Genomic DNA, 11,961 nt, shown 5'->3' with positions numbered 1-11,961 from the left:
GCCGACGCGCGATGTCGACGCCGAGGCCCGCGCGTGGCGCGAGCGGCGGGCGGCACGCGCCGCGCAGGCGCGAGCGCGAGACGAGGACGAACAGGATGCCGCGACCCGGCGTGGCCACGGCATTCCGTGGTTCCTGCGCCTGCGCAAGCGGGACTAGGGATCGAGGACGACGACCGTAGCCGCTACGGGTAGTAGGACCGAATCACCATGCGGTCACGCCCGCGAGGCTGCGCACTTGGGTCGTCATTCGGCACGGGTGCAGCGCAACTGAACGCGAAGTTCCCGCTGGAAACCTCATGACGACTCCCGTCCGGCATCACCACGGACCCACGGACGCCCACAGGCACGGACCCCTCGAGCCGGAATCGCCCATCCTCGACCCTCCAGGAGGTGTACACCGACCCGTAGTCAGTTTCCTGTCGGGACGTCACCCACATCACCCCGCCACCGACGACCGGCGCGATCCTGACGGTCCTCCCTCCAGGCTCTGTGACCTGAATCCCCCCGATGCTTCGCTGCATCCATCCAGCCACTGCACCCAGCGCGTAGTGGTTGAACGACGTCATCTCGCCCGGGTTGATCCGGCCATCGGGAAGCATGCTGTCCCAGCGTTCCCACGCGGTCGTCGCTCCCATCGTCACCGGGTAGAGGAACGAAGGCGGCCGTGTCTCGGTCAGCATCGCCCACGCATCTGCTGAATGGCCCGCCGCGACCAGAGCGTCCAGGATGAGTGCCGTGCCGACGAATCCCGTTCCCACGCGGTGGCCTCCGCGCCGGACGAGATCCCGAAGCCGTTCGCCCGCGCGCTCGCGCTGTACGTCGTCGTCGAGCAGATCGAACACCAGAGCGAGCGCATATGCTGCCTGCGAGTCACTGACGACGCGTCCTGATGCTGACACGTACTCGGCGATGAATGCGCTCCTGACGGATTCCGCCAGGTCTGCAAACCGCTCGGAGTCGTCCGGTTCGCCGATGAGGGCGGCGATCCGCGATGCAAGCCGTGTGGACCTGATGAAGTATGCCGTCGCAACCAGATTCGCGTCCGTCCTCCCTGCGTGAGGCGCATCCGGCGGAGCGGTCGGATCCAGCCAGTCGCCCAGTTGCGCATCTGTGTCCCAGACCCCGCGCGCGCTCAGACGGGTGCGCACCAGTTCGATCCACGCCTTGACGCCGGGATAGCTCTCCCGGAGCTGAGCGGGATCTCCGTACTGCTCGTACAGGGCCCACGGCACGCCGACCGTCGCGTCCCCCCACACCGCCGCGAGATGTGGCTCGGTGATGATGGACGGCACGAACATCGGTGGGACGTTGGATTCATGCGCGAGCTGCTCGGCACTCAAATCCCGCAGCCAGGAGCGGAGGACACCAGCGACGTCGTACAGCAACACAGCCGTCGGCGCAAAGACGTTGATGTCACCGGTCCAGCCAAGCCGCTCGTCCCGCTGGGGGCAGTCCGTCGGGAGATCGACGAAGTTCCCGCGGAGACTCCATACGGAGTTCTCGAACAATCGATTGATCAACGGATCGGAGGTTTCGAGCCATCCGGTCCGCCGCATGTCGGAGTGAATCACGACAGCCTCGACGCCCGAGACTCGCACACGATCGTCCGAGCATGCGATCTCCGCGTAGCGGAAACCGTGATAGGTGAACTCTGGCTCCCACTCGACGAAGCCGCCCGACAGAGTGAGACGATCGGTCGCGCGCGCCAACCTCAAGGGCCTCACGCCCAGCTCACTGCCTTCGAGCACCTCAGCGTGTCGCATCGTCACGGTGGCGCCGTCGGGGCCGTCGACCCGGATGCGCATCCGGCCGACGAGGTTCTGTCCGAAGTCATAGCGCTGGACGCCCGGCCGGAGACTTTCGGTCACCACCGGTGCCACCGTCTCGGTTCGACGGACCGGTGGGGAGTCGGCCGGTTCCAGCGCCGACGTCTCGAAATCGGCGGCAACGGCGGGCACCCACGACTCCATGTCAGCCGCGAGTTCGCACCAGTCCGATTCGTCGAGTGAGAGGTCGCGCTCCTCGCCATCGTAGAGATTGGTGAAGGTGACCGGCCCGTACGTGCACGACCACGATTCGTCGGTCGCGAGCACCTCACGTGTGCCGTCCGCGAACGTCATCTCCAATTGCGCGATGACTCCAATGCGGGTCCCATATATGCCGCGTGCGCCGTGGTCGAAGCCGAACCGTCCGCGGTACCACCCCTCGGCGAGCTCGAAGCCGATCACGTTTCGTCCGGCGTGAATGCTGTCGGTGACGTCGTGAACGCGATACCGGAGACGATGCTCATAGCTGGTCCAACCGGGCGCGAGCACCTCATCGGACACACGGCGCCCGTTGACATACGGCACCACCAAGCCGTGCGCCGTGAGGTACAGGCGCGCTCGCGTCGGCTGTTCCGCATCGAACTCCCTGCGGAAACGAAACACCGCGGACTCACGTCCTTGCTCGATGCTTCGGGGTGGTCCGACCTTGGAAGCGACCCAATCCTCGGGACGAAGAAGGGTGGCCTCGACGTCGAGACCTTCACTCCACGGGGTTCGGAGCTCTTCGCCCGCCGGCCCCTCGAGCCAAGATCGAACGGCGACACCCACTCGCTCCCTCGACATCAGCGGCCGGAACGGCCATGCCCTGTACGACACACGATCGGACTCGACTCGTCCGGTGGTCTCGGTGTCGCCATTCGACCATGTGGCACGGATCTCGTACGCGGCCGGCCGTGCGCCGTCGAACGGGGCGTCCCCCTCAAGGCGCCAACTCACCGAGGGGGAAGCCGTCGCCACCCCCATCGCCGTGCCGAGGTGCCCGGTGCGGAGTTCTGCAATCCGGATGTCCGTCGACTCCACGGTCTCAGGTGAGATGATGTTGTCGGGCCATTCACGCACGCGTCTCTCCATTCGTAGTTGCGGTCGGCGGAAGCTCTGCCGGACGCGGAGCACTCCTCACTTCGAGCGCGGCCGCCAAGAGCGTGACCCCGAAGAGTGAGAGCCCGACGGGAAGAAGTATCCCGACCATGACGGTCGCCACGAGCGCCGTTCCCGCGACGATGATCGCGCGTGGATGCAGGGAGCTGAGGACGACGAGCTCACCGAGGTCGTTCCAATGGTCACCTGGGCGCCATTGAGCGCTCATGCGCACCGTCGTGATCAACGCCGACAACCACGCAAGGGCGATGATGATGCCGACGACCGCAACGGACGGCGTGGAGGCCTCACGTGCCAGCAACGGCAAGTCGATGACCACTCCAACCGTAAGCAGCGTTCCGAGAGCGAGCGATAGCCGCCACGAATGCAGGACGCACTCGCGGAACGCGTCGACGTAGTCGCGGACTCCCGGACGCTCGTCATCCATCGCCCTTCGCAGGTGCCGGACGCTCGCGTGGATCGCCGCGACCAGTGTCACAAGTGGCAGTGCGAGCGCGATGGCGAGGAACCCCATGAACATCGCCTCTGCGAACACCTCGAAGGGCCTGCCCCACCGCAGCCCCCGCCGCCGCCGGGTGTCATTCGGCCGGTTCATCCCTTCAGACCCTGCGTCGCCACCCCTTCGACGAGGTATCGCTGGAAGAAGGCGAAGAACAGCATCACCGGGACAAGAGAGAGGACAGACATCGCCATCATCGCCCCGTAGTCTGCCGCTCCACCGCCGGCGCTCTGCGCGTTGAGGAGGTTGAGCGCCAACGGTAGCGGATACAGGTCGGGCGAGTTGAGGTAGATCAACGGACCCATGAAGTCGTTCCAACTCCAAATGAAGGCAAAGATCGCAGACGTGATCAGAGCCGGTCGCAGGAGCGGAAGAATGATCGAGACGAAGGTGCGGAGATGCCCGGCTCCGTCGATCTTGGCCGCTTCGTCCAGTTCGCGAGGCAGACCGCGAATGAACTGGACCATCAGGAAGATGAAGAAGGCGTCCGCCGCAAGGAACTTCGGCAGCAACAGCGGCCAGAACGTGTCCACGAGGCCCAGGCTCTGGAAGATGACGTACTGCGGGACAAGCAGCACGTGGAACGGCAGCAGCATCGTTCCGATCATCACCGCGAAGAGAACGTTTCGTCCCACGAAGCGGACGCGCGCGAAGGCGTATGCCGTGAGCGACGCGGAGACGCAGACACCGATGACCGTCCCGATGGACAGAATGAGGGAGTTCAGGAAGAACACGAATGACTGAACTCCGCCGATGGGGTCGAGCGCCTTGACGTAGTTCTCGATCGTCCACGTCTGCGGCAAGAGCTCAGTGTTTCCCACGATCTGGGCGCTGGGCTTGAACGAAGACAGCAGCAGCCAGATGCCCGGGAAGAGGATCAGCGCCAAGACGGCGATCACGAAGACGTGGTACGCGACCCGGCGCGGTCGCAGCTCGCTCAGCGAGCGTCGCGGTCGACGCTCGGCAGCAGCCGGCGCGGTCAGGGCGACTTCACCCTCGATGATCTCGGACGGTTCCGAAGTGATGGTCATCGATCGTCTCCTGCGTAGTGGACCCAGCCCTTGGAGGTGCGGAACATGATGAACGTGATGATGCCGATCACGACCATCAATGCCCATGCCATCGCCGACGCGTAGCCCATCCGGAACTCACCGAATCCCTTGATGTAGAGATAGAGCGTGTAGAACAGCGTGGAGCCACCCGGGCCACCCTGACCATTCGAGATGATGTACGCCGACGCGAACACCTGGAAGGCGCTGATCGTCTCGAGAAGCAGGTTGAAGAAGACGACCGGCGAGATCATCGGCATGGTGATTCGCCAGAACTTCGTCCAGGAATTCGCGCCGTCGACGTCCGCGGCTTCATACAGTTCCAGGGGTACCTGCTTGAGACCGGCGAGGAAGATGACCATCGGCGCACCGAACTGCCAGACGGACAGCAGCACCAGCATCGGCATGGCGAGAGCGACGTTGCCGACCCAGCCGCCGATGTGGATGCCGAAGAAGCTGAGGCCGCCGTCCACTGGACCTCCGTCGGCGAAAATCGCCCGCCAGACGATGGCGATGGCCACGCTCGCCCCGATGAGGGAAGGGAGATAGAACGCAGCACGATAAGCCGACTGGGCTCGACTTGCACGGTTGAGCAGGATCGCGACTCCGAGCGCCGCCGCCAGCTTGAGCGGGGTTCCGATGAGCACGTAGGCCACAGTCACCTGCACGGATTGCTGGAACCGGGCGTCCTGCGCCATCGCGACGAAGTTGTCGACGCCGATCCACTGCGGCGTGTCGAAGAGGTTGAAGTCAGTGAAGGCCAGATACAGCGACCACAGCATCGGGCCGGCCGTGAGACAGAACAAGCCGATCAGCCAGGGAGTCAGGAACGTGTATCCGACCAGGTTCTCTCTCCGCCGATAGCCGCGCGCGTGTACCGCGCCATCCCGCCGGGAACCGGTAACGAGCGTTCTCGTTTCCGCCATCGATCAATCCTTTCTGTGGGCGGGCGCGACAGGTCCGCCGTCGTGGACACCGACAGGCGTCCACCGCTCGCCGAGTGCGGCCTCGATGCCTGCTCGCGGTGCATGGACCGCCTGGCCGGGGATTATTTGCTGCCAATCGCGGGGCGTGGACGTCGGGTACGGTGTGATGAACGTCGCGGCGTCCAGCACCGGACCATGCGTGCGGACCGCGATCCGACCGTCCACGACCGCTGCCGTCACGGCGTAGGCGTTCGCGAAGCCCCAGCTCTCAAGCCGGACGTTGGCGAAGTACTCACCCGCGACTTCGATACTGCGCACAACGTCGTAGGCGCGCCCTGCCCCGAGCGAGTCGCCGATCCGAAACAGGTTGATGAGCAGTTCGTACTGTGTTCCGTAGTTTCCATCCATGGGAAACCAGTTGCGAGTCCGTGGCATCAGCGAGCCCGTCCCGCGAACGTCGACGGCGAATACTGCCTCGCCATTGTCGAGCCGCTCCCGTACCCACGCTTCGTGCGAAGCGAGGTCGTCGGTGCCACGATCGAACAGAGCAATGACCACCGCGTCCGGTGTGTGGGGCGACGGTTCGATCAGGATCCCTGCCGCGTCGACGCCTTCGTCGACCGGCCAGAATCCGGCCCGGCGGCGCACTGCTTCGGGGCCGAGTTGCAGCGACTCTTCGCCCGTCCACCGAACATGCGGCTCTCCGACGCGCTCCGGCCGGAGGATGCGCTCCGCGAGCCAGATTCGCGTCGATTCAGCTGTCGCCGCCCGCTGCTTCTCCACGAGGCGTCTTGCCGCGAGGTGCGGCAGTCGAACCGACTCCGGGTCGTCGACCGTTACGAAGCCGGTCCGCGTCGAAGCCAGACGCTCAGCCGACCATTCACGCTCCTGTGACGACGTCTTTCCCCTACGTCCGAGTCGCTTGGCGAAGAAGTCGGCGACCGCTTCCCGCATCTGGGCGGGCACGGCATGACCCGAAGCGAACCGGTGGTGTTCGAGAGCATCGTGCGCGCCGAGAGTCGCGTAAACGGCACGACCCTGGGCGACCGTGGCGATCGCGCCGTCGACAGGGAAGAAGTCGTAGTCGCCTGACCCCACGAGAACTGGCCTTGGTGCCATCGCGATAAGGGCGTCGACATGGTCGATCCATGCCTCGCCGTCGCCCAGTGCGACCTGCTCGGCGCACTGCGGGATTCCGCTCGATCGGATGTGCTCCTGATCGGTGATGAAGATGAGCGGGGCCGCTGCTGCGATGGAAGGCTCGATCAGCATCAGCCATGTCGTGAGCAGCCCACCGCCGCTCGCACCCGTGACTCCGACCTTGTCGGGGTAGACATCGGGACGAGACCGAAGGTACGACAGCGCCACGCGCGCGTCCTGCACCAGGTGACGAGCCACCGAGTCGCCCACCACCCAGGCCGCTGTACCGCCCCAGTTGTGCTCGAGCACCGGGAGGACGTCGCCTGGCTCGATGTCGAGCGCTGATCGACCTTCGGAGTCCCGGTACTCACTCCGCTCTCCTTGCCCCCACACCTCCAGAACCGCGACGACGAACCCGGCCGATGCGATGGTCGCCGAAAGGTCGAGACTCCAGGACGAGGTGCGCGCGCTGTGCCCTGGAAGAACGAGGATTGCCGGGGACTTTTGGGGCAGATCTCTTGGACGAAGCGTGGTGATGGGAATGATGACGTTCCGCTCATCGCGCAACTGCAGCGTCTCCACGACGAGCCCGTCGACGTGCTCGTCGGTGTGCTTGCACGACCGGACCTCGCCAACTCGCGGAAGCGGTCCTCCGAGCGAGCGGACAGCATGCTTGCGCACTCGCTCGCGATATGCATCGATCGAATCGCGGGTGGCCAGGTCGGCCAGAGCGCCCCGGTGCTCGTGTTCGAGCGCCCGGGTGCGGAGGTCGATATGACGCTCGAGCTGTATCGCCGAGTCCCCACCGACGAAGCCGAGGAATGGCGGGCTCGGACTAAGAAGTGTGCTCATGAGGCGAGTCCCATCACGCATAGCTGTTCCTGCCGATGGGGGCTGGCCGGGCAGCCCCCATCAAGAACGCGGATCAGCCGTTGAGCGTGCCTTCAGCCTCGGAGAAGAACGTCTTGACGGCATCATCAACCGATATCGTCCCGAGCCCGATCTCTTCAGCCAGACGCAGGAAGCTCGCTTCAATCGTTCCGAAGCCCGCGACGGGCGGAGGCGGAGGTGCGCCCATGCTGTCGGCAACCGATTCCTGGTACTCCACCAGCCCGGTGGGATCATCCGCGAGGCTCGCCGCCTGCTCCGCAGAAAGCGGGACGCCTGAGAGGGTGCCCAGGATCTCTGCGACCTCGGGACTGTTGACCAAGAAGTCGATGAACGCCGCGGCCTCCTCCGGATGCTGAGTCTTCGCGCTTGCCGAGATCAGGCTCGAGGTCTTGAGGTAGCCCGCAGGCACATCCGGGTGGTCGGTGGGAGGAGGCGCAATCTCGAGGTTGGGCGCAGTCTCGGACTCCAGCAGCGGGCCCATGTTGTCCCACAGCATCTCCGACACGGCGATCGGCTTGGAGATGGGGAAGGCCGGTTGGATCTGGTCGTTCTCGTTCTGCGGTGACACGGAGCCGCCGTCACGCAGAGCGGCCGTCGAGCTCCAGAACTCCGTGAGCCGCTTCTCGTCGAAGTTCAGCTGTCCGTCGTCGGTGAAAAGGTTCTCGCCCTCCTGCCGAAGCTGCAGCTCGAGCGTCTGGATGCGGTAGGCGTAGTCGGGGCCCCCGTAGTAGGCACCACCGGACTTCTCCGTCACTTCGGAGATGAAGTCCTGATACTCGCTCCACGTGTAGGGAGCATCGGGGAAGCTCACGCCGATCTCAGCCAGCAGGTCGGCGTTGTAGAGCATGGCCCAGGAATTGGCGGCGGTCGGCGCTCCGTAGACGACACCGTCGAGCGAAGTCGTCGAAAGCGCATCGTCCGAGAACTGGCTTAGATCGATCTCGTCATACTTCCCGAGGTCCAGCAGCGCACCGCGGCTCGCGAACTGAGCCAAGTACGCGACGTCGAACGTCATGACATCCGGAAGACCGCCGCCGGCCGCTTCCGTCGAGCGCTTCTGCCAGTACGGATCCCAATCCGCGTACGTGGGGTTGATCTTGATGTCGGGGTTCTTCGCCTCGAAGGCGTCGATGACCTCCTGGTACTGGGACGCTGTGTCAGCGTTCCCCCAGAACGACCACGACAACTCGACGGCGCCACCGCCTTCACCAGCCCCGCCGGCACATCCGCTCAAGGCCAAGACGGCCACCAGACCGACGGCGCCCGTGATCATCTTCCTGCTGCGCATCATTGCTCCCTCCACGACTCAGCTCTCCGTTGAGAGCCGCAGAAAACGTTTCCTGGAGGACTGTAGCAGGGTTGTCTCAATTCTAAAACGATTCATTCCCCTTTCCGGCGCGCGTCGAAGGCGTCACCGGTGAGCAGCACGGCAACTTCCGCCAGACGCACCGGTTAGGGGTTCGGGTTCGTCGCCGCCCCGTCGAGCCACAGCGTGTTCGACGGATCGGAGTGCGTGCCGTCGGTGCCGACGTGCTTGTCGCTGATCTGCGGGCCCTTGGTGAGGACGTGATACAGCGCCATGGCGTGGCCGCGACCCAGGCCGTAGTCGGCGGCGAGCCACTCGACGATCGGGGTGGCCTTGGCGTGCTCATCGAACCCCTTCTCGTGGGCGATCTCGAGGAGCCGGCGCGGGGGGAGCCCCGTTTTCTTCTCGATCGTGTCGAGGTATGCCTGGAATGACATGCGTTTTTCTCCTCAGTGGCTTCCGGTGGGGATGTCGAGCACTCCGGGAGCATCCTGCCACTCCTGGATGATGCGGTCGGATGCGTGGATGCACAGCACGCGCAGGCGGCCGCTGCCGGAGTTCTTGAAGCCGTGCCATTCGCCGGCGGGCGCGGTCGCGGTGTCGCCGGCGACCGCCTGCAGCGTGCGGTCGCCGATCGTGATGCGCGCCTCTCCCTCGAGGAGGACCCACGTCTCGGGGTACGGATGGCGGTGGATGTCGGGCCCCTGACCGGGCTCGTTGTCGACGAAGAAGTACGACACTCCGGCGCCGTGCTCGGCGCCGATGAAGCGGCGGGTGCGGCCGGTGCCGATGATTAGCTCGGCCGCGGGGACGATGGTGGCGGTGTCGGTGTTCATGTCCTCACCCTTTCGTCGCAGCATCCGTCGACCTACAGTTTCGATGTGGATCGAAAGTACGTGGACTTCCGGCTGGCGCCCGACGACCTCACCGCGATCCGGTTCGGCATCTCGCCGGGGCACGAGCTGTGCCATGCCGTGCGGGCGCTGCAGCGGCCCGACCACCATCCGCTGCAGTGGGGATGGATGCGGTCCACCCGCGGCGCGATCCCGCGCGAGGATTTCGAGGTGCTCGCGCTGCTGATCCGCGACGACGGGTACTTCCCCGATTTCCTCACCACGACCCCGACGTGGGACCTCACGCCCGAGGCCGAGTCGGAGCGGCTGCGCGACATCGACGATGCGCGCTTCGAGGTCGACATGGCCAAGGTGCTCGTGCGGACGGAGGGCGAGGCGCGCCGCACCGCGGTGAAGCGCATGATCGACCACCCCGATCGAGCGCGCGCCATGATCGCCGAAGCCTGGCTCGGCGTGTGGAACGCCGCGATCGCCCCGGTGTGGACACAGCTCGAGCGCGTGCTGCGCGCCGACATCGCCGTGCGCGCCCGCCGCATCGCCGAGAGCGGCGTCGGCGCGATGATCGAGACGCTGCACGCACGGGTCGCCTGGCAGGACGGCGCCGTCCGAGTCACCATGCGCATCTGGAGCGAGGTCGTGGACTGCCGCGGCAGCGGGCTCGTGCTGGTGCCGTCGGTGATGGGCTCGACGGGGTGCAACGTGCTCACCGAGCCGCCGGCGCAGCCGACGCTCTTCTACCCCGCGCAGGGCGTGACGGCGTCGTGGGCGCGCGACCCCGCCGACGTCACGACGGCGCTCGGATCCCTCCTCGGACCCGCCCGTGCGCTCATCCTGCTCGACGCGCACGAGCCCCGCACGACCTCGCAGGTCGCCCAGGACACGGCGCTCGCGATCTCAACGGCTTCGCACCACCTCACGGTGCTGCGCGACGCCGGGCTCGTCGCGAGCACGCGCGAGGGGGCACGGATGCTGCACCGCCGCACCCCGCTCGGCGAGGCGCTGGTCGGCGCGGTGCTCTGATGATCCCGGCGGTCGTCCAGACGGCCGCGGTAGACTGACCGTGCCCATCCTCGATGTGCATCTACCTGTCCGCGCGTGTGGCGCGTGCGACAAGGCGGCACGAATGCACCGCCGTCCCCGGCGGAGAGCCAGGACCCAGATGCACACCACGATCGCCGAGCCCGAGACGACGCACGCCCGCGCAGAGCGCCGCCCCAGCCTCGTCCGCGAAGCCGGCTACGCCTACTTCCCCATCGCGCTGATCGCGCGGCTGCCGTTCGCGATGATGGTGGTCGGCATCCTCACGCTCGTCGTGTCGGCGCGCGATTCGCTCGCGCTCGGCGGCACGACGAGCGCGATGACCGGTCTCGGCACCGCCCTCATCGGGCCGCTGCTCGGCGCCGCGGCCGACCGGATCGGCCAGCGTCGCGTGCTGCTCGCGACGGGAACGGTCAACAGCCTGCTGCTCGGAGCGATGGCGTGGCTGGCGTTCTCGCCGGCACCGGATGCCGCGCTCCTGGGCGTCGCGTTCCTCATCGGCGCGACCATGCCGCAGGTGGCGCCGCTGTCGCGCAGCCGTCTCGTCGGCATCATCGGCCGCGCCTTCCCGAACGACCGCCGCACGAAGGCGGTCAACGGCACGATGGCGTACGAGTCGGCGGCCGACGAGATCGCGTTCGTGTTCGGTCCCGTCGTCGTGGGACTGCTCGCCACCACCATGAGCCCCGCCGCCCCCGTCATCGGCGCCGCGCTGCTGGCGCTCGTGTTCGTGACGGCGTTCGCCCTCCACCCGACCGCGACGACCCCTGCCGCGAGCCGCGAGGAGCAGGCCCTCGAGCAGGCGCCGGCGCGCGAGCTCTTCCGCGCACGCGTCTTCGCGCCGGTCGCGGGAGCCCTCGGCATGGGCCTGTTCTTCGGCTCGATGCTGACCTCGCTCACGGCGTTCATGGCCGAGCGCGGCGCACCCGAGCAGGCGGGCCTCGTCTACGGCGCGATGGGGCTCGGCTCTGCCGCGCTCGCCCTGGGCGTCGCGCTGTTCCCGGCACGCTTCACTCTCACGGCCCGGTGGCTGACGTTCGCGGCGATCCTCGTCGGCGGGACGATCGCGCTGCCGTTCGTCGACAGCGTCGCCGCGATCGCGGTGTGCCTGCTCGTGATCGGCATCGGCATCGGCCCGACGCTCGTCTCGCAGTACAGTCTCGCGGCCGCCTTCAGCCCGCACGGACGCTCGGCGACCGTCATGACGATGCTCGGTTCGGCCGTCATCGTGGGCCAGTCCGCATCGTCGGCCATCACCGGTCTCCTCGCCGACGCGGCCGGATCCTCGGTCGCGCTGTACGCGCCGCTCGCCGCCGCGCTCCTCGTGTTCGGCG

10 protein-coding genes are annotated in these 11,961 nt (G+C 66.6%); 2 read left to right on the top strand and 8 right to left on the bottom strand.

Annotation, left to right across the window (positions count from 1 at the left end):
* Positions 1-182: 182 nt before the first annotated feature.
* The 8 genes from EIO58_RS06110 to EIO58_RS06075 form a co-directional block, all read right to left on the bottom strand.
* A complete protein-coding gene (locus tag EIO58_RS06110) occupies positions 183-2,897 on the bottom strand; it encodes an alpha-L-rhamnosidase (protein WP_127818765.1) in 2,715 nt (904 codons plus the stop codon).
* Entirely contained in the window at positions 2,878-3,519 is a 642-nt protein-coding gene (locus EIO58_RS06105; RefSeq protein WP_127818764.1) for a hypothetical protein, read from the bottom strand. The genes EIO58_RS06110 and EIO58_RS06105 overlap by 20 nt, the downstream gene beginning before the upstream one ends.
* Positions 3,516-4,454 (bottom strand): carbohydrate ABC transporter permease, encoded by a 939-nt coding sequence (locus tag EIO58_RS06100; RefSeq protein ID WP_127818763.1) that lies wholly within the window; start codon positions 4,452-4,454, stop codon positions 3,516-3,518. The genes EIO58_RS06105 and EIO58_RS06100 overlap by 4 nt, the downstream gene beginning before the upstream one ends.
* Positions 4,451-5,398, bottom strand: coding sequence for a carbohydrate ABC transporter permease (locus tag EIO58_RS06095; protein WP_127818762.1), 948 nt, complete (start codon positions 5,396-5,398; stop codon positions 4,451-4,453). The genes EIO58_RS06100 and EIO58_RS06095 overlap by 4 nt, the downstream gene beginning before the upstream one ends.
* Positions 5,399-5,401: 3 nt before the next feature.
* The gene (locus EIO58_RS06090) at positions 5,402-7,390 is read right to left on the bottom strand and encodes an alpha/beta hydrolase family protein (protein WP_164861551.1); all 1,989 of its coding nucleotides are present in this window, start codon (positions 7,388-7,390) and stop codon (positions 5,402-5,404) included.
* A gap of 73 nt (positions 7,391-7,463) precedes the next feature.
* Positions 7,464-8,717 (bottom strand): ABC transporter substrate-binding protein, encoded by a 1,254-nt coding sequence (locus EIO58_RS06085; protein ID WP_164861550.1) that lies wholly within the window; start codon positions 8,715-8,717, stop codon positions 7,464-7,466.
* Positions 8,718-8,881: 164 nt separating this feature from the next.
* Entirely contained in the window at positions 8,882-9,172 is a 291-nt protein-coding gene (locus EIO58_RS06080; RefSeq protein WP_127818759.1) for a DUF4287 domain-containing protein, read from the bottom strand.
* 12 nt (positions 9,173-9,184) lie between these two features.
* Positions 9,185-9,571 (bottom strand): cupin domain-containing protein, encoded by a 387-nt coding sequence (locus EIO58_RS06075; protein WP_164861549.1) that lies wholly within the window; start codon positions 9,569-9,571, stop codon positions 9,185-9,187.
* A gap of 45 nt (positions 9,572-9,616) precedes the next feature.
* On the opposite strand from EIO58_RS06075, the gene EIO58_RS06070 reads away from it, so the two are divergent.
* The gene (locus EIO58_RS06070) at positions 9,617-10,609 is read left to right on the top strand and encodes an ArsR/SmtB family transcription factor (protein ID WP_127818757.1); all 993 of its coding nucleotides are present in this window, start codon (positions 9,617-9,619) and stop codon (positions 10,607-10,609) included.
* 139 nt (positions 10,610-10,748) lie between these two features.
* Positions 10,749-11,961, top strand: a 1,213-nt coding sequence (locus EIO58_RS06065; protein WP_164861548.1) for an MFS transporter, incomplete at its 3' end; no start/stop codon positions are given.

The organism is Microbacterium sp. CPCC 204701 (assembly GCF_004010105.1).
In the GTDB taxonomy this organism is placed as follows: domain Bacteria; phylum Actinomycetota; class Actinomycetes; order Actinomycetales; family Microbacteriaceae; genus Microbacterium.
Note: the sequence above shows the minus strand (reverse complement) of the source record. Positions and strands in the feature narration are given on the sequence as shown.

Bases quoted from the DNA above. Each gene is read 5' to 3' on its own strand.
- EIO58_RS06110 (WP_127818765.1), bottom strand. From the start codon at position 2,897: ATGGAGAGACGCGTGCGTGAATGGCCCGACAACATCATCTCACCTGAG.
- EIO58_RS06105 (WP_127818764.1), bottom strand. From the start codon at position 3,519: ATGAACCGGCCGAATGACACCCGGCGGCGGCGGGGGCTGCGGTGGGGC.
- EIO58_RS06100 (WP_127818763.1), bottom strand. From the start codon at position 4,454: ATGACCATCACTTCGGAACCGTCCGAGATCATCGAGGGTGAAGTCGCC.
- EIO58_RS06095 (WP_127818762.1), bottom strand. From the start codon at position 5,398: ATGGCGGAAACGAGAACGCTCGTTACCGGTTCCCGGCGGGATGGCGCG.
- EIO58_RS06090 (WP_164861551.1), bottom strand. From the start codon at position 7,390: ATGAGCACACTTCTTAGTCCGAGCCCGCCATTCCTCGGCTTCGTCGGT.
- EIO58_RS06085 (WP_164861550.1), bottom strand. From the start codon at position 8,717: ATGCGCAGCAGGAAGATGATCACGGGCGCCGTCGGTCTGGTGGCCGTC.
- EIO58_RS06080 (WP_127818759.1), bottom strand. From the start codon at position 9,172: ATGTCATTCCAGGCATACCTCGACACGATCGAGAAGAAAACGGGGCTC.
- EIO58_RS06075 (WP_164861549.1), bottom strand. From the start codon at position 9,571: ATGAACACCGACACCGCCACCATCGTCCCCGCGGCCGAGCTAATCATC.